This is a genomic window from Mycobacterium sp. NS-7484 (assembly GCF_001953975.1).
Taxonomy (GTDB): domain Bacteria; phylum Actinomycetota; class Actinomycetes; order Mycobacteriales; family Mycobacteriaceae; genus Mycobacterium.
On sequence record NZ_MBEJ01000005.1, the window covers coordinates 46753 to 67625 of the forward strand.

20 protein-coding genes and 1 pseudogene are annotated in these 20873 nt (G+C 67.4%); 5 read left to right on the plus strand and 16 right to left on the minus strand.

What is annotated here, in order from left to right:
* Nucleotides 1-341: 341 nt before the first annotated feature.
* The 14 genes and pseudogenes from A5733_RS00635 to A5733_RS00700 all read right to left on the minus strand — a co-directional run bounded on the left by A5733_RS00635 (nucleotide 342) and on the right by A5733_RS00700 (nucleotide 14666).
* Nucleotides 342-1106, minus strand: coding sequence for a DUF3298 domain-containing protein (locus tag A5733_RS00635; protein WP_076238674.1), 765 nt, complete (start codon nucleotides 1104-1106; stop codon nucleotides 342-344).
* Nucleotides 1107-1163: 57 nt separating this feature from the next.
* Nucleotides 1164-1487 (minus strand): XRE family transcriptional regulator, encoded by a 324-nt coding sequence (locus A5733_RS00640; RefSeq protein ID WP_076238675.1) that lies wholly within the window; start codon nucleotides 1485-1487, stop codon nucleotides 1164-1166.
* 1 nt (nucleotide 1488) lies between these two features.
* Nucleotides 1489-1716: pseudogene (locus A5733_RS00645) on the minus strand (type II toxin-antitoxin system RelE/ParE family toxin); the annotation flags it as partial.
* A 172-nt stretch (nucleotides 1717-1888) separates the two neighbouring features.
* The gene (locus A5733_RS00650) at nucleotides 1889-3232 is read right to left on the minus strand and encodes an AMP-binding protein (protein WP_076238677.1); all 1344 of its coding nucleotides are present in this window, start codon (nucleotides 3230-3232) and stop codon (nucleotides 1889-1891) included.
* The gene (locus A5733_RS00655) at nucleotides 3229-3906 is read right to left on the minus strand and encodes a hypothetical protein (protein WP_076238678.1); all 678 of its coding nucleotides are present in this window, start codon (nucleotides 3904-3906) and stop codon (nucleotides 3229-3231) included. Before A5733_RS00655 ends, A5733_RS00650 begins: the two co-directional genes overlap by 4 nt.
* Nucleotides 3903-5522, minus strand: a complete 1620-nt coding sequence (locus tag A5733_RS00660; RefSeq protein WP_076238679.1) for a hypothetical protein — start codon at nucleotides 5520-5522, stop codon at nucleotides 3903-3905. Before A5733_RS00660 ends, A5733_RS00655 begins: the two co-directional genes overlap by 4 nt.
* Entirely contained in the window at nucleotides 5519-6190 is a 672-nt protein-coding gene (locus A5733_RS00665; protein WP_076238680.1) for a hypothetical protein, read from the minus strand. Before A5733_RS00665 ends, A5733_RS00660 begins: the two co-directional genes overlap by 4 nt.
* On the minus strand, nucleotides 6187-7755 hold the full coding sequence (locus A5733_RS00670; protein WP_076238681.1) for a MoxR family ATPase: 1569 nt from the start codon (nucleotides 7753-7755) through the stop codon (nucleotides 6187-6189). The genes A5733_RS00665 and A5733_RS00670 overlap by 4 nt, the downstream gene beginning before the upstream one ends.
* Nucleotides 7752-8795 carry an AAA family ATPase gene (locus A5733_RS00675; protein ID WP_076238710.1) on the minus strand — a complete coding sequence of 348 codons (1044 nt, stop codon included), beginning with the start codon at nucleotides 8793-8795 and terminating at the stop codon, nucleotides 7752-7754. Before A5733_RS00675 ends, A5733_RS00670 begins: the two co-directional genes overlap by 4 nt.
* The gene (gene pnuC, locus A5733_RS00680; protein ID WP_076238682.1) at nucleotides 8788-9393 is read right to left on the minus strand and encodes a nicotinamide riboside transporter PnuC; all 606 of its coding nucleotides are present in this window, start codon (nucleotides 9391-9393) and stop codon (nucleotides 8788-8790) included. Before pnuC ends, A5733_RS00675 begins: the two co-directional genes overlap by 8 nt.
* A 19-nt stretch (nucleotides 9394-9412) precedes the next feature.
* The gene (locus A5733_RS00685) at nucleotides 9413-10798 is read right to left on the minus strand and encodes a TIGR00366 family protein (protein WP_142253736.1); all 1386 of its coding nucleotides are present in this window, start codon (nucleotides 10796-10798) and stop codon (nucleotides 9413-9415) included.
* 105 nt (nucleotides 10799-10903) lie between these two features.
* Entirely contained in the window at nucleotides 10904-12202 is a 1299-nt protein-coding gene (locus A5733_RS00690; RefSeq protein WP_076238684.1) for an NtaA/DmoA family FMN-dependent monooxygenase, read from the minus strand.
* Between the two features lie 26 nt (nucleotides 12203-12228).
* Nucleotides 12229-12843: a TetR/AcrR family transcriptional regulator gene (locus A5733_RS00695; protein ID WP_076238685.1), complete on the minus strand. Its 615-nt coding sequence runs from the start codon at nucleotides 12841-12843 to the stop codon at nucleotides 12229-12231.
* Nucleotides 12840-14666 carry an NAD(P)/FAD-dependent oxidoreductase gene (locus A5733_RS00700; RefSeq protein ID WP_076238686.1) on the minus strand — a complete coding sequence of 609 codons (1827 nt, stop codon included), beginning with the start codon at nucleotides 14664-14666 and terminating at the stop codon, nucleotides 12840-12842. The genes A5733_RS00695 and A5733_RS00700 overlap by 4 nt, the downstream gene beginning before the upstream one ends.
* 179 nt (nucleotides 14667-14845) lie before the next feature.
* On the opposite strand from A5733_RS00700, the gene A5733_RS00705 reads away from it, so the two are divergent.
* The 3 genes from A5733_RS00705 to A5733_RS00715 are packed head-to-tail and all read left to right on the plus strand — an operon-like array spanning nucleotide 14846 to nucleotide 17909.
* Complete coding sequence (locus tag A5733_RS00705) at nucleotides 14846-16291, plus strand: DHA2 family efflux MFS transporter permease subunit (protein ID WP_076238711.1); 1446 nt, start codon at nucleotides 14846-14848, stop codon at nucleotides 16289-16291.
* Nucleotides 16292-16317: 26 nt separating this feature from the next.
* The gene (locus A5733_RS00710; RefSeq protein WP_076238687.1) at nucleotides 16318-17064 is read left to right on the plus strand and encodes an SDR family oxidoreductase; all 747 of its coding nucleotides are present in this window, start codon (nucleotides 16318-16320) and stop codon (nucleotides 17062-17064) included.
* Nucleotides 17065-17075: 11 nt separating this feature from the next.
* On the plus strand, nucleotides 17076-17909 hold the full coding sequence (locus tag A5733_RS00715) for a hydroxypyruvate isomerase family protein (RefSeq protein ID WP_076238688.1): 834 nt from the start codon (nucleotides 17076-17078) through the stop codon (nucleotides 17907-17909).
* On the opposite strand, the gene A5733_RS00720 is transcribed toward A5733_RS00715, so the two are convergent.
* A complete protein-coding gene (locus tag A5733_RS00720) occupies nucleotides 17871-18770 on the minus strand; it encodes a helix-turn-helix domain-containing protein (RefSeq protein WP_076238689.1) in 900 nt (299 codons plus the stop codon). The two genes, A5733_RS00715 and A5733_RS00720, sit on opposite strands and share 39 nt — an antisense overlap.
* A gap of 147 nt (nucleotides 18771-18917) precedes the next feature.
* Here A5733_RS00720 and A5733_RS00725 point away from each other — a divergent pair, with 147 nt between their 5' ends.
* Together A5733_RS00725 and A5733_RS00730 are read left to right on the plus strand one after the other, a co-directional pair.
* A complete protein-coding gene (locus tag A5733_RS00725) occupies nucleotides 18918-19694 on the plus strand; it encodes an SDR family oxidoreductase (RefSeq protein WP_076238690.1) in 777 nt (258 codons plus the stop codon).
* A gap of 13 nt (nucleotides 19695-19707) precedes the next feature.
* Nucleotides 19708-20433 carry an SDR family oxidoreductase gene (locus A5733_RS00730; protein ID WP_076238691.1) on the plus strand — a complete coding sequence of 242 codons (726 nt, stop codon included), beginning with the start codon at nucleotides 19708-19710 and terminating at the stop codon, nucleotides 20431-20433.
* 92 nt (nucleotides 20434-20525) lie between these two features.
* On the opposite strand, the gene A5733_RS26890 is transcribed toward A5733_RS00730, so the two are convergent.
* The gene (locus tag A5733_RS26890) at nucleotides 20526-20675 is read right to left on the minus strand and encodes a hypothetical protein (RefSeq protein WP_142253731.1); all 150 of its coding nucleotides are present in this window, start codon (nucleotides 20673-20675) and stop codon (nucleotides 20526-20528) included.
* Nucleotides 20676-20873: the final 198 nt, after the last annotated feature.

The following is a 20873-nucleotide window of genomic DNA, read 5'->3' on the forward strand; positions in this document are numbered from 1 at the left end:
GCGAACGTCCAGCGGCATGTCCTCGACCGGCGGTGGTCGCCATCGGCGCCCCGACTAACAACGGCTTTTGGGCAGAAGTGGAACTGTTGGCCCGTGCATTTTTGGAATGGGAACAAAGCACTCGCACACTGCGGCGCGCGAGCGCGGTATCTGCGGCGGTATCTTGCCCGACGTGGGCGCTGAATTCGGGGAATAAGTTTGAGAACAACGTTCTCAGCGCGGCAACAGACTGGCTCAGATTCGTATCGAGCAAAGGCGCCAACGGTGATTTTGGATGGCTTTACGGTTTGTGCCAGAAGCCCTGTGACGAACGTTGTGTCGCGTAGGCCAACAGGTGTCGCCTACTTCGTCAACCGTTCCCGCATGCCCGGCGCCAGCACCCCGGACAACGCGTCCCAGTCGACGGTGACGGGGTAGTAGTCGCCGAGCACGTGGGCGACCGGCAGGTACACGACCAGGCCGTCGTCATCGGGCACCCAGCTGGCGAGCTGATCGGCGACCGGCTCGGGTGCGGGTTGGCCGGCCAGCTTCTCGTCATCGGCGATCTCGGACTTGATGCCGTCGACCAGGGCGGTCAGCCCGGCGGTCGGGTCGGTGAACAGGTCGGTGATCATGATCGGTTTGGCGGTGTGGGCGTCGATCACCGTGGTCGCCACTACGTTGAACGGATGCGCTGCATGGTCGACGAAGATGTTGAGCAGCAACACGCCGGCCACGGCTCCGGTGCCGATGTGGGCGACCTCGCTGCGATCATCCTCGTTCAGCACGCCGGGCGCGACGGTGACGGACAGGTTGTCCTCGTTGGGTTTCAGATAGTCGTCGAGGGCGGTACGCATCGCGCCGTTGAACGCGTCACGCACCACGGCGTCGCCGCCTTTCAGCTGCGGAAGCTCCGCCTTGTACGTGACGGATCCCTTTGCGCCATCTTGGGTTTCGAGGAAACCCGTCAACGGTGCGGTGGCATTCGTGGTGGAGCTCGTCGTGACAGACGGCTGCGAGGTCGTGGAGCTGTCCGAACTGTCCGAGTTGCACGCCGCGCCAACGCCGATCATCGAGAAGGCGACTGCCGCCCATGCGAGACGCCGAATCATCATTGATTCACTCATTTCTCGACCCTAGCGAGTTGAGCAGCTGGCCGAACCGAGAATGGGTATGCGGATTAGTCACGCGGTGAGTTCGACACTGCTTTCACCGAAATCGGCTACCACCCTCAATTGTCCGCCGAGTGCGGCAACATAGGACTGCAGAGTCCCCAGCTCGGTACGTGACAGATCTCCACTCTCAAGCTTTGAGACCCGCGCCTGCGATACGCCCATGAGCTCGGCGACGTCAGCTTGCCGGGCATGTCCGTGCTCCTTGCGGATGTCGGCCAGTCGCTGCGCCTGAACGGTCGCGAGCATCTTCCGACGCGCTGCATTCGCATGTTCGGGGTCGAAGTGACCTCGAACGATGGCGTCGGCGCGAACGTCGCGCCAGTTCCGTGCCATGTCACTCACCTCCTGCCACCCATTTCTCATACCGTTGTTCGGCGATAGGAATGTTCTTGTCGTACCAAACTTTCCAATTGCCCGCTTTGTCGCCGCCAAGTAGCAGGATGGCCTGCCGGCTGGGGTCGAACACGAACAAGATGCGAATGCTCGTCGCGGCCGGTCGCAATTCCTTCGGATTGTGAAACTTCGAACCACCTACCTTGTCGACAGTGGGCCCGCCCAGCGAGGAAGAGAACCCGCCACGCCATGAGAATAACTCCTATGTTATATATAGTAAGCCGTGAATTCATGGTGCCCAGAAGGTCTGACAAGGTTAGGTCGCCGGAGTTATACGAGCTTGGGATGCCGTCAACATCTCCCGCTTTCTGGATGGCAGCCGTGGCAAAAACCGTCTCGGGTCAGCTGACATCACGGCGATAACGCCGCGGCTTACCCTCACCGAGATCGGCCAACGACGCGACGCGACGGATCGACACCGCAGCGCCGAACAGTGACGCCAGGGCAGCCTCGATCGCCGTGCTGTCCCCGCCGACCACCGCGGCGGTCACCGTGCCGTCGGCGCCCTGGTGCACGGTCCAGCCGATGGCGCCGTGCCGCTGCAGCTGTTGGGTTACGTCGACGGCGGGCAGCCGGTCGCCGGTGACCGTCGCGAAGACGACCTCTTCTCGGCCCTCGAGGTCGGCGATCGCCAGGCCGCCGTCGGGCAGGGTCACGAGCCGGCCGAAATCGCCGGTGCGGTAACGCACCAACGGCAATAAAGGGTTCTCGCCGGCAGTCACCACGATCTCGCCGCGCGCCCCAGAAGGCACGGGAACGCCGGCCGCGTCGAGGATCTCCACATGCACCCGCCGGTCCAGGATGCGGTGCGGGCCATCGTCGCAGCGCACGGCGATCGGGCGCGTCTCGTGCAGCCCGTAGACGTCGTACACCGGCACCCTGAACTCGGCCTCGAGCGCTGCCCGCGCTCCCGGCGTCAAGCCCATGGCCGAGGAGAACAGCGCCAGCGGATGCAGCCCGCCGATTCCCAGCAGTGAGGTCAACGAACTCGGATCACCGGTGATCACCTGCGGATCCTGCGCTCGCAGAAAGGAATTCCGCTGCCCCTCGCCGCGCGCCCACGCCGACGGGTGCAGGTTCAGCCGGGCCATGCCGGCGTGGCCGAAGGAGCTGATCGAGCCGGCATAGCTGAACGCCTGTTGTTGATGCACCACATTCACCAGGGCCAGCCGCCGCGGGTCGGGATCCCAGACGACGCCGTCGGATACCGCCAGCGAGCGGAACAGATGGAAGGTGCGGGCCGTGTCCTCCAGATCGTCGGGGATCAGCAGGGCGTGGCCGGTCGAGCCGGAGCTGGTGCCGTGCACGAGCCGACTCAGGTCCGCGCCGAGTGGTACGTAGGCACCGATGTCGCGAATCAGGTCCTCGCGGCTGGTGGTGGGGAAGTCCTCGAGGCGCTCCAACCGACCGAGCCCTCGGTAGGCGAGCAATCCGCGCGCGGTCTGCAGATGTCCGGCGAGCCAACCGGTGTGGGGTAGTGGTTCGAGCACCCGGGTGATCGCGTCGGCATCGAGCCGGTCCCCGGTCGCGTGCGTCCACACCGGTGCGTCCGGATGTTCGCGCAGCGCCCGTAACCGGGCCGCGCCGGCGGCATCCAGCGTGGGCCAACGCTGCGCGTCGGACAGGACGGCGGCCGCGCCGGGGCGGTACTCGCCGATCTCGAGGTGTTCCTGCGGGGTGCTCATTCGTGCCCGTACCGTTGGGCGGCTTCGCGGGCGGCCTTGGCGCGCATGGCCGAGACGACGGCGGCCCGGTGCTCGTAAGCTTCCCGGGCCGCGGCGAAGGCCCGGTCTCGGCGCAGGCTGTCGCGCATGTCAAGGGCGGCGCGGGCAGCGTCGCGGTCCTCTCCGGCGGGCACGAACCCGAAGCGCAGCAGGAACCAGCGCGCGGCCTCCTCGCGGCGTTCGTCGTCGGTGAACCAGGTGCGCGGCGGGGCGACCGGTGCCACCCGTAGCCCCAACATCTCGGCCGCCAGGTCTGAAACCAACAGGAAGCGGTGTGCCACACCGATATCCACGCTGTAGCGACCCAGGGTGAGCTGGCTGCCCAGCAGCCACGCGGCGATGGCGGCACCGGCACGCACGTCGTCGCCGAGGTCGTCCAGGCGTGGCGCATCGGTGGGTCGGTTGCGGCCCGGCACCAGCGGTCCGCCACCCGGGTGGCAGACCAGCTGGTCCAACAACGCCCGGATGTCGACGGCCGGGTCGAGGAATTCCGCCGGCGTCGCCGAGATTCGCGCGGTGATCTCGGCCAGGGCCGGGCCCTGTCGCAACTGCGGGTCGGCCCAGAGCGACTGTTCGTCACCCCCGGAGCGGATCCACCGGTTCAGCGCCTCGTCCCGGATCTGCTCGTGGTTCATGCCCGCGCCCCCTCCAGAAGATCGGCCGCCAGAGCGCCGCACGCCGCCGGCGCGGCGGCCAGGTCCGGCACGAGCCGAATCTCGTAGCCCGCGGCGGCAGCCTCGGCGGCACCGCGGCCGACCCCGAGAAGAACCAGAGTGGCCGAGTCCAGCGCCGGGCGCACATCCGCGGCCACATGGGCATAGTCCGGCTGGCCGGCGCCGAACAGGCTCGTCATGCCGTCGTCGGAGAGCACCACCAGATGGATGCCGCGCCGCTGCGGCCGGGTATAGCGGCGCTGCAACAGATCGAGGGGAAACGTGGTGCCACCGCCGAAATAGTGCAGCACCGCATCGATCGCGACGCGACGGTCCCGCGTCCAGTCGCAGCCGGCTACCTGCCCGGCCGAAGCGAAGGACGTGACCCGGACGCGGCCGCCGCCGGCGAGCGCCGACCCCACCAGGATCACCCCGGCCAACAGCGCCGGTGACCCGAGTTGCGGCGCCGGCATGGACCCCGAGGAGTCCACATACAGGTCCAGGTCGATTTCGGATTCGGCGCGGACGGCGCCGTCGGGCAGCATTGCGCGCCGGCGGGTGGTGACGCCGGGAATCAACACCGGACCGGCCGCCAGCGACGCGGGCAGATCCAGGTCGGCGAGCTCATCACCGGCCTCCCAAACTTCAAGCGGGCCAGGAAGATCGGGCTCGGGCAGAACCTCGTCGGTGCGCACCCGTAGCGGGCGCCACCAGGGTGCGGCCCGGCTGGTGTACCAGGCCCGCAGCACGGCCGCCGGGTCCCCGGCGCCGAGCACGGCCTCGGTGACAGCGATGTCATGCGCCTGCCCACCGTGGCCGCGGGACAACGGAATCGCCTCGCCGATCGGTTCCTGCAATCGGGGATCGGCGAGCACCCGGGTCATCTCGACCTCGGTCAGCGGCGTCCCTCCGACCTCTCCCGCGCACCCGGTCCCAAAAACGTCTTTGGTGAACGCGCCTCCGAGCACCAGCCCGGCCCGCAGTGCCCCGCCGAGCGGGTCGGTCCCGTAGGTGCGCACCAGGTCCGCGAGTACGACGGCGTCGGTCTCGACCGGTTCGGGCGTCACCGGTCCGCCGGCGAGCGTGCCGGCCGGCAACAGCCACAGCATCTCGTAGGCCCGCAAGACCCGCGCCATCACGGGGTCGGGCGTGTCGGTGCGCAGCACACGCCAGGTGTCGGCGATCGTCGGGGTCAGCCCGGCGCGGCGCTGGGCTCGTTCCACCCGCACGTTGATGAGCATGTCCTCCCACAGATTCGCCAGCATCGCCCCGACCCGGGCCACCCGATCGATCGGGACACCGTCGGGCGCGGCGACCGACACCGCGTTCGCCATCTGCAGTTGGATCCGCGCCCCCTCCACGCGGGTCGCGGGGGCGAGTACGTGGTGGCCGAGCTCGTGGGCGAACACGCTGACGAGGTGCCCGGTCAGTCCCTGACGACGCAGGTCGGCGACATCGATGAGCACTTGCGACGGGAAGGTGAACGCCGCGAACGTGCCTTCCAGCTCATGCGGATGCGGCGGATGCATCCGCACGCCCCACAGCTCCTGGGCGTCGGCCCAGGCCTGTGACCATCCGGGTAGCGGTTCGTCGGTCACGGCCAGATCCGTAGGCCGGGGACATCGACGCCCAACAGGTAGGAGCCGTCGGCGCGGACCACACCCTGCTCGCGTTCGACGGCCCATCCCGATTGGGATGGCACGAACACCGCGCCGCACACGTCCAGCAACAGCAGCCACTGCCGGCGGCCCGCTCGCACAACGAACCGGTCGGGCCGCTCGGTGCCCACAACGTGCTCCGGCGGCACCAAAAACGGCCCACCCAAACCGACGAAGCCGCCGACGGCATCGATCCGCGGCTGCGGATGGCCGCGCGGGTGCCCGTCGTGGCCGGCGGCGCCGGGCCACCAGAACGGATCGGTGGTCAATCCGGCCAGCGTGGGGCCGACGGACTCGGGCGCCACGGCGAGGACGGCGCCGACGTGGCCGGTGGCATCGGGCCGGGCCGCGAGCAGGTCCCGAGCCCCGGCCAGCGCGCTCACCCGCAGCCGGACCACGCCGGCCCGCCAGGCCGCGAGCGCGGTCAGCACCGATTGCCACTCTGGCGGGGCCGCGGGGACATGTTGGGCGAACCGGCGCAGCAGTGGCACCGAGCCGCCCCAACCGGCGACGTTCGCCTCGACCTGCGCCGGCTGTGCGGGCGGAGATGACGGCAGCGGTGGCAGGTCGAGGTTGACCAGACGCCCCTGCGGTCCGGGCGGGATCACCGCCCACCGCCGGTGGCATCCAGCCAGGTGAGGTAGTTGCGGTAGCGCTGGTGCACATGCTTGAGCGTCAGCAGGTCGGTGTAGGTGGAGCCGTAAAGCTTTCCGGTGCCGGCGATCTGGGCGATGCGTGACTCCACCGCGGTCAGCCGTGCGGACACCTCGGCGCGGCTCACCCCGGTCAGCCCGGCCCGTAGTTGAGCCAGCAGCTCACCAACCGGGTCCTCGTCGCGGGCCAACCGGTCCCGGCGGGCCCGGTCCCACAGCGTGGAAAGCCAGGCTCCGGTGTCGGTGCGCAGTTCGGCCCCGTCGGCGCCGTCGAAGGCTGGATGGTGCAGATTCGGAGACACCTTGCCCCGCAACGCAAATGGGAGCACGGCAGCTACGTCGTCGGAGCTGACGGCCGGGCGTCCGCGGAACCAGGCCATCGCCTTGGCGTACAGGATGAGGGCCTGCAGCGCACGGGGTGACGGCGCCGACGCGGTCTCGGCGCCCAGATCGGCCTGCACGTCGGCGCCGGTGTTCAGGTCGATCACCTCGCCCACGCGGCCGCCGCCGGTGGTGATCACGTCCTTGGTGCGGTGTTCGAAGGTGCGCCCGCCGTGCTGGGCGAACTCGAAATGGCTTGCAAATGCCGATAATTCGGATACCACCTCCGGCGGAACCGGCACCGCCCGGATTCCGGCGGCGACGGCGGCCCGCTCGGCGGTGCCGAAGACCAGCTCGGGTGGTACGTGTTCCTCGGGCCGCTCGCCGCGTTCCACCCGGGCGATCAACTCGTCGAGGAACCGCGGGTTGTAGCCCATCGCGGTGACGGTGACGTCCATCCGATCTCGCAGCGCCTGGATGAGCGCGAACGTGCCCCCGCCCGCATCGTCGTTGGCAGTGAAGAACCACGACTCCACGCCGTCGGCCGGTGCGGTGGCGAGCAGTTGGTCGTGTGACTCCACATAGCCGTCGGCGACCATGGTCAGCAGAGCCGACTGGGTCTTGGTGGGGATGCGGTTCACCTCGTCGACGATCTTCACCGGCGCGGTCAACCACTCGCGCCAGGCGATCCGCACGTCGGCGAGCCGCTCGGCGCCGAGCAGATCCTTCGGCAGCGGCATGCCGACCAGGTCGGAGATGCTCAGCTGCGGTTGCCCCTGTTGGATGTCGCGACGCACCTGCGCCGGCGTCGACCCGGCCATCACCGCCAGCACGGTGGCCACCGTGGTCTTGCCGCGTCCCGGCCCACCTACCAGCAGGCACCGACCGCCGACGGCGAACGCCAGCAGCGGCACGAGCACACCCGAGGCGTAGGACTGATCGGTGGGCAGCGTGAGGACGGCACCGGCATCACCGACCGAGAAGGTGACCGGGTCGGCCGTGGAGAACTCGATGTCGTGATAGGGCAGCACCACTGCGGAGTTGACGAGCCAGAAGTAGGCCTGTCGCACCTTTTCGTCGAGGCTCACCGGGGCCTGCGGCGGCGGTGCGAAGAGGTCATCGACCGTGAGGTCACCGATGCGGTCGCCGGGCTCGGGGCGGGTAGGTGCCTCGGGGATGTGCTGCCAGCGATCGCTCATCTGATGATGATGCCGGTTCCGCGCTGCGGCAGGGGGGCGCTGCACAGCGGTGTCGCGGCCAATTCCCGCCCGACGGCGTCGAGGGCGGTGGCGGTGCGCTGCGCCGGCGTGCCCCGCACTTCGATCCAGGGCACGGGCTGGGCGGCAAGGGTTTCGCGGAACCGGTCCTGCATGGCGTGCCGCAGGTGTTCACCGTCGCGCCAGCCGTCCTGCACGAACGGGATCTCGTCGCCGGTGAGCAGGTACAGCAACGGCGGGTGTGCGGCGGCCCGGAGTTCCAGCCGCTGCGCCCGATGCCCCACGTATCGCTCATGCCACAGGGTGGTGGCCAGGGCGTCGGTGTCGCAGACGAGCACCGAACGTGGCGCGGTGGTCGCCGCGGCGCGCTCCATCGCGATCTGCCGGTCGGTGATGAGATCGAATTCGTGTGTGCGCCAAGGAGAGTGCGGGCCGCCGTCGCGGGTCTCGGTGTACTCGCGGCCATACTCGGGCACCCAGTCGGTGCCCAGCGCGGCGGCGAGATCGGCGGCCAGGGTCGTGGACCCGGTCGACTCGGCGCCGAGCACCACCACCCGCCGGATCAGGTCGGTGCGCACCAGCGGCGGCAGCGCCGACCAGTGCGCATCCGGGTCCGCGCGGATGGCGGATGCCGAGATCGGCAGCTGCGCACGGTCCGGGTTGACCTGCAGCCAGGTGGCATTCAGGCGTCGGGCCAGCTCGCCGCCGTAGACGTCGGAGGTGAACACGGCGTCCACGGCGGCATCCAACAGAGCCTCGATCACCGTCATGTGGGCGTCCCAGGCCGGTGCGGAATCGAAGTCGACCGGGGCGTCGTCGAGGCCGCACACCACATGTGCGCCAGGGAATTCGGCGCGTATCCAGCCCACCCGACGGTCCATCGAGATGGATTCTGCGCTGGACCCGAGCACCTCGACGGTGACCGCATCGCAGCGGGACAACGCGGTCCTGATCAGCAGCGCGTGGCCGGCGTGGAAGGGATAAAACTTGCCCAGCACCAGGCCGTGGGCGAACTCAGGCATGTTGTCCGACCGGTTCGCTGCCCGGCACCGCGGCGAGGTCACGCCGCCACATGCGCAGGCCGTTGACGCACAGTCCGATGAAGATCAGGTAGAGGGCGCCGGTGATCCACAGGCCCTTGCTTGCCGCCAGCCCCACCATGGCGATGTCCACCGCGATCCAGACGCACCAGGTCTGCCAGCATCGCCGGTTCAGCAGCACCTGGGCGACCAGGCTGAAGGAGGTGACGGCGGCGTCGGCCACCTCGGTGGTGGAGTCGGTCTGGCCGAGCAGCAGCGCCACGACCACGGTGCCGAGCCCACCGGCGAACACCGCGACCGCGAGCCCGCGGGCAGTGGCGGCGCGGACGAATCCGATGTCGACGGCGCCCTTCGCCCGCACCCAGCCGTACCAGCCCATCACCCCGAGACCGAGGTAGACCACCTGCAGCGCGGCGTTCCCGTACAGCGCGGTGGTGGTGAACAGCCACAGGAAGACCAGGTTGTTCGCGATGCCGACCGGGAAGTTGTACACGTTGCGCCGGCCGGCCAACCACACGCACAACAGGCCCGTCCCGAACCCGAGCACCTCGGTCCAGTTCGCCGCCCACCACGGGCCCACGTGTGCTCCCTCCGACGCCTCAGATCACCAACGGTGCGATCAACATCGTCGCACCCAGGACCACCAACCCGATCAGGAAGGCCACGACCGTAAAGCCCATCACCTGGCGCACATTGAGTTTCGCGATGGCCAACAGCGGCAGCAGCCAGAACGGCTGGATCATGTTCGCCACCCCTTCACCGACGGCGACGGACATCGACATCAACCCGAGGTAGGCCGGGGATTGCTGCCCGACCGCCAACGCCGAGTCCACGGCGATCGGGCCCTGCACGGCCCAGTGCCCGCCGCCGGACGGCACGAAGAGGCTGATGATCAACGAGCCGATGAACGTCAGGAACGGCAGGGTGTACTGCGTCGCCCCGTTGACCACCGCCTCGGCCAGCAGGGTCTGCAGCGGTTTGGTGTCCTCGATTGCCTGATAGCCCAACAAGCCGACCAGTCCGCCGTACAGCGGATACTGCAGCAGCAGTGGCCCGGACACCTTCGCCGCGCCGGTGAACGCCCGGATGAACCGGATCGGGGTGCGGTGCAACAACGCGCTCGTGATGGTGAACAACATGATCATCGACGAGATGTTCAGGGCGAAACCACTGAGCACGAAGTACGCGATCCCGGCGACGAACACCAAAACGTTGAGGATCCACAGGTTTTCCAGCCATTCGGCGAACGTCTTTTTCCTGCTGACGTCGGTGTCGTCGTGCGTTTCGCTGTCCGGTTGCTCCTCGTCTTCGAACACCGCAGGATCCGGTGCCAGGCCCTGGGCCGGCGCCATGCGCCAGATCGCCAGCGCGAGCACGGCGAGCACGACGATCACCGAGAGCCAGCTGTAGGGCTGGAAGATGGTCTGGCTCAACGGCACCGTGATGCCGGTGATCTTGTGGATCACGTTGATCGGACTGCTGCTGTCGGTGTTGGCCAGCGCGATCGACGACGACAGGCCCTGGGTCCAGACGATGAAGCCCATGAATGCCGCGGCGATCAGGTAGCCGAAATCTGCATCGGTGAACCGCCGTGCCACCTGCCGGGCCACCAACGCGCCGGCCACCAGTCCCAGCCCCCAGTTGAGCAGCGACAGCACCGCGCTCACCGCGAAACAGAGCAGCGCCCCCTGCACCTGGTTGTTCGGCTTGGCGGCGATGTAGCCGATGGCCCGTTTCAGGATCGGCGCCTCGGCCAACGTGTAGCCCGTCACCAGGATCAACACCATCTGGAAGGCGAATGTGAAGATGTTCTGCGAGCCCCACACCCCGCCGTACCACGCCTTGAGCATGCCGTCGGCCGACGCGCCGTCGACCAACACCGCCACCAGCGCCGCGACGATGAGGGTGAGGATGACCGCGAAAAGATACGGGTCGGGCATCAGACGTTCGACGTAGCGGACACACAGCCCGGTGAACGACTGCATGACGCCGTGGCGCCGGGGTGGGTGTTCTTCGCCTGCCGCAGTGGGTTGTTCGCTCGTCGTCATCGACTTTCCTTGCCGTTTCGCCTGCCGGCAGGGACTCTAGCCTCAGAACCGCTCGCGCAAGGGCCGATCCGCCGGGGTGGCGCGATAGATACCGCGGTCGATGAGCCGGGGGACCACCTCGTCGATGAACTCGCGGATGGACTGCGCACCCGCGGAGAGCATCAGGTTGAATCCGCCGACGTTGCCGTCGGAATGCCAGGCTGCGAAGTCCTCGACGAGATCGTCGTAGGAGCCGACGAACTTGCGGTGGGTGGCGCCGCCGCGGCCGACCGCCTGGGCCACGACTTCACGCACCGTCACCTCCGGGCGTTCCTGAATCCAGTTGTACAGCCCCACATAGTTGCCGAAGGTGCTCTTGATCGTCTTCTCGACGTCGGCCGGGACCGGCAGCGCCGCGACCGGGAACGGTGCGTCGATGTCGTCGAGCGGGATGTCGATACCGAACTGGCCCAAGGCAAACGGGGCGATGGGCGCCCAGTCGACGTAGCTGTCCAGCTCGTGCAGCCGCTCCTCGGCTTCTTTGACGGTCTTGCCGACATAGGGAATGAGGCCGGGGATCGCCGGCACGGAGCCGGGTTCACGGTCCTGGGCGGCCAGCGCCTTGTCCAGGGTCTCGCGGTAGACCGCGGCGCCCTCGCGGGTGGAGGAGTTGGTGAACACCATCTCGGCGTACTTGGCGGCCACCCGGATGCCCGCCCCGGAGCCACCGGCCTGCGCGATCAGTGGTCGGCCTTGCCGGCTGGGTGCGATGTTGAGTGGGCCGGAGACCTGAAACAGGTTGCCCCGGTGGTTGATCGGCTCCGCGTAGAACCGGGTGCGGCCGTCGGGATCGCGGCGCAGCTCGCGGTTGTCCCACAGCGATCGAAGCACATCGAGGAACTCGTCGGCGCGCTGGTAGCGTTCTTCCCGATCCAAATGCTGTGCCAGGCTGTAGTTCAGCGCGAAGTCATCGATGACGGAGGTGACGGCGTTGTATCCGGCACGGCCGTCAGACGCCTGGTCGAGTGAGGCCAGCAAGCGGGCCAGGTTGTACGGGTCGTAGAACGTCGTCGACGCGGTGGCGATGAGGCCGACGTGCTTGGTGTGCTGGGATATCGCGGTCAGCGCGGTGATGGGTTCGGCCGGGCCGCCGTCGAAGGCCGGTGAGCCCTGCATGCCGGGGATGTCACCGACGAACAGCGCGGTGAACAAGCCCTCGTCACCGAAGCGCCCGTACTCGAGCAGGCGCTCGAAGGTGCTGCGCTCGGCGATTCCGTGCGCCTGTTCGTAGCCGTACGCGCCCTGGTGCAGGTTGATGTCGTTGGCTACCAGGTTCAGATGCAGATACCGTCGGTCCGTCATCGGGAGTTCCTGTCTTGGTGAGGGTTTCAGCGCATGGTGGCGTAGAGGGCATCGGTCATCGCCTCGATGGCGGCCTCGCGGTCCAGCGGCCACCCGTCGACGAGCCAGAGATGCATGAAGGAGTCGACCATGGTGTACATCATCGCGATCGCCAAGCGGATCTGAGCCTCGCCGGCGCCGGGGATGGCGTCGTTGGCAATCCAGTCCTCGATGTTGGCTTCCATGGTGGCCCGGTGGGCGGCGGCGAATTCCGGGTCGGCGGCGCGGGCTTGGTGCAGCGCCATGTAAAGCTCCGGTGCGGCGGTGTAGAAGTCGACCACTTTCTCGAAGAAGGCCCGAACCGACGGCCGTCCCGACTTGCCGCCGCGCGGCGCATCCTGCTGGGACCACACCATCATCCGGGTGTTGCGCAGCTCGCGCAGCACCGCGGCCTTGCTGTCGAAATGCAGGTAAAAGGTGGCTCGACCGATCCCGGCACGCCGCACGATGTCGTCGATGGTGACCGCGACATAACCGCGCTCGCCGAAGGCTTCCAGGGCGGCGGCCATGATGTGCTCACGCGTCATGATGCGATGACGATCGCGCATCGTGAGTTTCGGTGCCCCGGCGTCGGTGTCGTCGACGTGCGTCGTTTCGGTCACGTCAAGATCACACCCTCCAGCTGGCCCGTCGAGCGCCACTTGGCCAACATGTCGAAGAACTCGACGGGCTTACCGCCGAAGTTGGTCGACAGCATGCCGTGTGGGTTGTCCTTGTCGCCTTCGGAACTGAGGTAGCTCGGCGTGCAGTCGGCGTAGAAGGCCTTCGGCTTGACCGAGGCCTCGTTCATCGCCGCCAACCACTCTTCCTCGGCCTCGGCGGTGGCCTCGATGGTTGTCGCCTTGCGCTCGACGAATGTGCTGACCAGATAGGCGAAGTGGCGGGCGCGCTCCTCGGCGGTGTGGGTGTAGTTGGGGGAGACGCCGGATTGGGTGTAGCCCAGAAAGAAGCAGTTGGGGAAGCCGTGGGTCTGCAGCCCGTGCAGGGTCCGCATGCCCTTGGCCCATTTGTCGCTCAGTCGGACATTGTCGCGGCCGACGATCTCGAACCCGAGGCGCCGGGTGAATTCGGTGCCGACCTCGAACCCGGTTGCGAAGATCAACGCGTCGAGCTCGTATTCGACGCCGTCGACGACGGCGGCCGTCTCGGTGAACCGCTCCACTCCACGGCCGTCGGTGTCGACCAGTTCGACGCTGTCGCGGTTGAAGGTCTTGAGGTATTCGTCGTGGTAACCGGCGCGTTTGCACATCAGGCGGAACCAGGGCTTGAGCGCCTCGGCGGTCTTCTCGTCGTGCACGGTGTCGCTGATCCGTCGGCGCAGGCGTTCCATCGCGTCGAAGTCGGCGCGGAACAGGAACGCGTCGATCTCCTGCGGGGTCATCTCTCGGCCGAGGCGGGCGGTCTCGCGGATCACCGCAGAATCGGTCAGCTCCAACGCATTGCGCGTCCAGCCGTCCTCGGTGAGATCAAGGTCCATCTCGACCCCGCAGGTGACCCGGGTGAAGTTCTCCATCCGTTCCCGCTGCCAGCCCGGCTGCAGACCGGCGGCCCAGTCGCGGTCGGTGGGCCGGTTGCCGCGTTCGGCGACGGTGCTCGGAGTCCGTTGGAACACATAGAGTTTCTGCGCCCACCGGCCCAGGTGCGGGATGCACTGCAGGCCCGTCGCGCCGGTGCCGATGATGCCGACGCGCTTGTCGGCCAGCTTGGTCAGCCCGCCGGTCTCATCGCCGCCGGTGTAGCCGTAATCCCAGCGGCTGGTGTGGAAGGTGTGCCCGGTGAATTCGTTGATTCCCGGGATGCCGGGCAGTTTCGGGCGGGTGAGCGATCCCGGGGAGACGGTGACCAGCGACGCGGTGAACACATCGCCGCGGTTGGTCGAGATTTCCCAGTGCGCGTCCTGCTCATTCCAGCGCATGCCGGTGACGGTGGTTTGCAGCAATGCATTTCGGTACAGCCCGTAGTGCCGGGCGATGGCCTGCAGGTGTGCGCGGATCTCCGGCCCATGGGCATAGCGCTCGGTGGGCATGTAGTTCAGCTCTTCGAGCAGCGGCAGGTAGATATAGGACTCGATGTCGCACTGGGCGCCGGGGTAACGGTTCCAGTACCACGTGCCACCGAAGTCGCCCGCGGTGTCGACGATCCGGATGTCGGTGACGCCGGCCTCCTGCAGCCTGGCGGCGGCGATCAGGCTGCCGAGCCCGGCGCCGATGATCACCACCTGCACGTGGTCGTGCACCGGCTCACGGTCGACCCACTCGGTGTAGGGATCGTCGGCGTAGTGCGAGAAGTCGGCGGTGACCTCGACGTACTGGTCGACGGCATCGGGGCGCAGACGCTTGTCACGTTCGAGCGCGTACTTCGCGCGGACCCATTCGGCGTCGTACTCCGCCGGCTGAGGACGCAGGGAAGTAGGCGTCTGTGGCATCTCGCTCCTCGAATCCGAAAATTTCGCTAGACACACCGTCTGGTCAATGGACCGTATGCCATCTTGGCAGACGCATCGTTGATTATCGAGGGCTCAGCCGGAAAAACTGGTTTCCCCGTCGCGGGGTCGGCCACCTACCCTGGGGTGCTGCGAAAGTGCCGATTGAGACAGGAGTGGTGATGACAGCGGGACCGGACACGGGGGAGATCGCGACGCGACCGCGTGCCGAGTCGAGCCCCAACGTCATCATCGCGTTGCTGGTCGGGTCCGCGTTCGTGATGATCCTCAACGAGACGATCATGAGCGTCGCATTGCCGGCGTTGATCGTGGATCTGCACATTTCCGCCAGCACGGCGCAATGGCTCACCAGCGGTTTCCTGCTGACCATGGCCGTGGTCATCCCCATGTCGGGCTCGCTGCTGCAGCGGTATCCGGTGCGCGGGATCTACCTCACCTCGATGTCGCTGTTCTGCACCGGCACGCTCGTGGCCGCCCTCGCACCGGGTTTCGCGGTGCTGATGGCCGGGCGGATCGTGCAGGCGTGCGGCACCGCGGTGATGATGCCGCTGTTGATGACGACGGTGATGACGTTGATTCCAGCCGACCGGCGCGGACAGATGATGGGCACCATCTCGATCGTCATCGCGGTCGCCCCGGCGATCGGGCCCACGCTGTCCGGCTTCATCCTCGGCTCGCTGGACTGGCGGTGGATGTTCTGGATCGTGCTGCCGATCGCGCTGGCTTCGTTGGCCGCCGGCCTGAGGTGGTTGCGGGTCGAGGACGAACGGGAGGAACCGGCCCCGATCGACCCGATCTCGGTGCCGTTGTCGGCGGTCGCATTCGCCGGCCTGGTCTTCGGCCTCTCACTGTTGGGCGAGGCCGCGCATGGCGGGCCGGGCATCCCCGCCTGGGCGCCGATGGCACTCGGCGCGGTGGCGATGGTGGCTTTCGGAGCACGCCAGGTACAGCTGCAGCGCCGGGACCGCGCGTTCCTCGACCTGCGGCCGTTCACCTACCGGCGGTTCTCGGTGTCACTGAGTCTGGTGGTCCTCGGCTTCATGGGATTGTTCGGGGCCATCATCATGGTGCCGCTGTACGTGCAGGACGTGCTGGGCCACAGTGCCTTGGTGGCCGGGCTGGCGACCCTGCCGGGTGGATTGCTCATGGGCCTGGCCGGACCGTTGGTGGGCCGGGCATATGACCGTCACGGCGCGCGGATGCTGGTGGTACCGGGGTCGATGCTGCTGTGCGCATCGCTGTGGGGTTTCACCGCGCTGTCGGCCGCCTCACCGATCTGGGAACTCGTCGCGCTGCAGACCCTCATGATGGTCGGCCTGTCGATGATGTTCACCCCGTTGATGACCGACGCGCTCGCCGTACTGCCGGATCGTCTGTACTCGCACGGCAGCGCGATCTTGACGACGTTGCAGCAGGTGGCCGGCGCCGCGGGCACTGCTTTGTTCGTGACGGTGATGACCAAGGCCTCGCAGTCGGGCGGAGCACCCGACATCTCGGGCGTGCACGCGGCGTTCCTGGCCGCGGCGATGATCGGTGTGAGCGCGGTGGTCATGGCCTTCTTCACCGCCGCCCGTCCGAGTCCGGCGGGCGGCACGCCGACGCACTGAACCGCTGCCACGGCACAATCGACGACGTGGACAAAGACCCGAAAGTCGTCGTCGTCACCGGAGCGGGCAGCGGCATCGGCCGCGCCACCGCGCAGGTTCTGTTGGACGCCGGCCATCACGTGGTGCTCGCCGGTCGCCGGCCTGAGACGTTGGCACAGGTGGCGGCGCACCGGCCGAATGCGTTGGTGGTGCAAACCGATGTCACCGACTCGGCGTCGGTGCAGGCCTTGTTCGCCGAGACCGTCGCATCGTTCGGTCGCGTGGATGTGTTGTTCAACAACGCCGGCGTGTTCGGCCCTTCGGCCTCGATCCTCGACATCGACGACGAAGGGTGGCGCACCACCTGGCGCACCAACGTCGACGGAGCGGTGTACTGCGCACGCGAGGCCGCCCGCCTCATGGCTTCCCAGCTACCCCGAGGCGGCCGGATCATCAACAACGGCTCCCTGTCGGCGCACCGGCCCCGGCCCAACAGCCTGGCCTACACCACCACCAAACATGCGATCAGCGGGCTGAGCGCGTCGATGTTGTTGGACCTGCGCGACATCGACATCTGCATCACCCAGATCGACATCGGCAACGCTGCCACGGACATGACCGCCGGGTTCAGCCACCAGACTTTGCAGGCCGACGGAAGTCTCGCGGCGGAACCGACTTTCGACGTCGAGCATGTGGCCCGCGCGGTCGCTCACCTCGTCGAGCTGCCGCTGGACGTGTCGGTTCCCTCGCTGACGGTGATGGCCCGGGCCATGCCGTACTTCGGCCGCGGCTGAACCGAGGTCCCGTGAGTACCACTGCACGCTTCGTCGTCAACTGCTCGATCCTGTTCCCCGAGCTGCCCCTGCTGCAACGACCCGACGCAGCCCGCCGCGCCGGCTTCGAGGCAGTCGAATTCTGGTGGCCCTTCGACGATCCGGTTCCACCTGGCCCGGAGGTCGACGCGTTTGTGCGGTCCGTCGAGGACGCCGGGGTGCGCCTGGCGGCGATGAACTTCACCGGTGGTGACATGGCCGCGGGGGACAGAGGGCTGGTCTCGGACCCCGCGCGGCGCAATACCTTCCGAGACAACGTCGACGTCGCCATCGGCATCGCACAACGGCTGGACACCAAGGCATTCAACGCGCTCTACGGCAACCGACGTGAGGGGCTGGACCAGTCCACACAAGACGAGACCGCGTTGGAGAACCTCGCGCACGCCGGCCGGCTGGCCCAGGGCATCGGTGCCACGATCCTCATCGAACCCCTCAGCGGCGTACCGGCGTACCCCTTGAAGACCGCGGACGAGGCGATCGCGGTGATCGAACGCGTCGAACGGGAAACGGGAGTGACGGCGCTGAAGCTTCTCGCCGACCTGTACCACCTGCAGGTCAACGGTGACGACATCACCGCGGTGATCGACCGCCACATCGACCGTATCGGTCACGTCCAGATCGCCGATGCACCGGGACGAGGCGCGCCCGGCACCGGAGCCATGGACATCCCGGCCCACCTGAGCCACCTTGGCCGTCGCGACTACCGCGGTCACGTCAGCCTGGAGTACCAGCCCGACGGCCCCGACCCGTTCGGCTGGCTGCCGCGATCACGACGCGGCGTCAGCCCCTGGTTGTCCCTCGGGTGACCGAACACGTTCGTCCCCATGCCAATTCGCCAGCAGGCGCAGTGCCGTCTCGTCGGCAGATCCGGCTGCGGTGGTGTAGATGATGAGGATCTGATCTGGGTCGGCCGACGGGTTGAGGGCTTGGTAATCGACGGTCAGATCACCGACCAACGGATGATGGTAGGCCTTGGTTCCGGTCGTCCGCCGTTCCACGGTGTGGTTGGACCACCAGGATCGGAATTCCACCGAACGGATGGACAATTCGCCGACGAGGGCGGCCAGCTTGTCGTCGTCGGGATGGCGTCCGGCATCGAGCCGCAACATGGCGACGGTATCGGCGGCCACCTGCTCCCAATCCGCGTAGAGCTCACGGGCATGCGGATCGAAGAAGACGAAGCGGGCCTGGTTACGTTGGGCGGCGGGCAACTCGCGGAACTCGGTGACCAGGGCCCCGGCCAATCGGTTGTGGGCCAGCACGTCCAGGCGCCGGCCCAGGACGAACGCCGGTGAACACACCTGGTCGAGCAATTCCAGCAGACGCAGGGTGGCGCCGTCCACCGATTGGGGCCGCGATCGCCGCTTGCGTTGGGTGGGCTGGCGTCGCGCCAGGTGATGTAGGTGCTGACGCTCGGCCTCGTTGAGCTGCAGCGCGCCGGCCAGCGCGTCGAGCACATCGGTCGAGGCGCTGCGGCTGCGGCCCTGCTCGAGGCGGGTGTAGTAGTCCACGCTGACCCCGGCCAGTCTGGCCAGCTCCTCGCGGCGCAACCCCGGCACCCGGCGACGCGCAACCGTCTCGTCGTCGAGACCGGCCGCCTGCGGGCTCAACTGTGCCCGCCGCGCGCTGAGGAATTCGGCCAGCTCCGAAGATTTTCGGTCGGTCATGCTGCCAGTCTGCCCGCTGCGCGCCGGTTGTCGACGCCGAAGGTGGCCCAGTTTGTCCCCCGATAGACAGGGCGGGTCTGACCGCCCCAAAGTCATCCGATTGCCGGTTGTCTGGGTGGTGTCACGTCGTCACGAAAGGAGAACCACATGTCCACCCTCATCACCGCAACCCCACTGGCCGAGCGGGTCGCTGTCGTCACCGGCGCCTCCAGCGGTATCGGCGAGGCCACCGCGCTACGCCTGGCCGCGCTGGGCGCCACGGTGGTGCTTACCGCGCGCCGGGCCGACCGGCTGGCGGCCCTGGCCCAGCAGATCACCGAGCGCGGGGGCACCGCGTTGGCCCTCCCGGTCGACGTCACCGACCGCGAGGCAGTCAAAGCCGTCGCCGAGCAGGTCGACCACCGCTTCGGCGGGGCCGATCTGGTGTTCGCCAATGCCGGAGTCCAGCTCATCTCACCGGTCGAGGACGTCAAATTCGATGAATGGCAGCGCCAGATCGACCTCAACGTCACCGGGGTGATGAACGTCATCGGTGCCTTCGTGCCGCAGCTCGTCGCTTCGGCCGCCGACGGAAAGCCCGCCGATCTGATCACCACCTCGTCGATCGCTGCAACGAGGGTGTTGGAAAAGTTCTCGGTGTATTCGGGCACAAAGGCGTACATCAGCCAGCTCACCAGGCTGTTGCGAGTTGAGCTGGGCCGCAAGAACGTCCGGGTCGCCACCATCGAACCCGGGATGGTCGACACCGAATTGCCGTTGCACGTCACCGATCCGGACGCCTCGAAGCTGATGGCCGATCTGATCGACGAGATCGACGTCCTCACCGCCGCCGATGTGGCGGAAACGATCGCCTTCATTGCCGCGGTGCCCCGACACGTGAACCTGACCGAGATCACCATCCTGCCCACCCAGCAAGCGATCTGAGGAAGGAACACAGATGAACAAGACGGTCTTGATCACCGGAGCCTCCAGCGGTATCGGCGAGGCCACCGCGCGGCGCCTGGCCGCCGACGGGCACCAGGTGTTTCTCGGTGCCCGCCGTACCGATCGGCTGCAATGCCTGGTCGACGAACTCCGAAGTGCCGGTGGCGCAGCAGCCTTCCGCCGTCTGGACGTCACCGACGCTGATGATGTCGAGCGGTTCGTAGCCGCCGCACTCAGCACCTATGGCCGTGCGGACGTGATGGTCAACAACGCCGGGGTGATGCCGCTGTCGATGCTGGCCGAGCGCCGTGCCGACGAGTGGAACCGCATGATCGATGTGAACATCCGCGGCGTGCTGCACGGCATCGGCGCTGTCCTGCCGGTGATGCGGGCCCAGGGCGGCGGCCACATCGTCAACCTGGCATCCATCGGTGCCCACGAGGTGGAACGGACTGCGGCGGTCTATTGCGCCACCAAGTTCGCGGTGTGGGCGATCTCCGAGGGACTACGCAAGGAGAGTTCGGGTGACATCCGGGTCAGTGTCGTGTCCCCGGGTGTCACAGAATCTGAGCTGGCCGAGTCGATCTCCGACGAGGCGGCACGTTCGGCGATGCGGGACTACCGGGCGGTCGCCATTCCCGCGTCAGCCATCGCCGATGCCATCGCCTTCGCCGTCGGCCAGCCGGCCGAAGTGGATGTCAACGAGATCATCGTCCGCCCAGCGGCCAGCACCCATTAGCCACTGCGGAGATTGCCCGCGCCCGGGGGCCCACCGAAAACAACAGAGCCGGGGCCTTCGGGCCACCGGCTCTGTACAGCGGGCTCGTCATCTCAGCGATGTGCATCCTGAAGCTCGTACCGCTGTACGACTGCGATCAACTCTTCACGAACCGTCGAGTTGGGCAGTTCGTTGATCCGCGCGTAGAGGCGGCGCCGCATGTTGGCGCGCTTCTGGTTCGCGCGAAACTGTGCGAAGGACATACTTCTCACTCCTCAAAGTGCCCCGGATCACGGGGACTCATGTGTTGTTGACGTCCACACCTCGGGGATCGCCCGAGGAACAGGGACCCTTCCATGGTCCCGTCAAACGCTAGGTAAAAGCAATTCTTAGAGTGTGAGTTTGGCTACAGCGCAACCAGTTTCGATAGTGTCCCGGGTCACATCACACGAGCCGCCGAG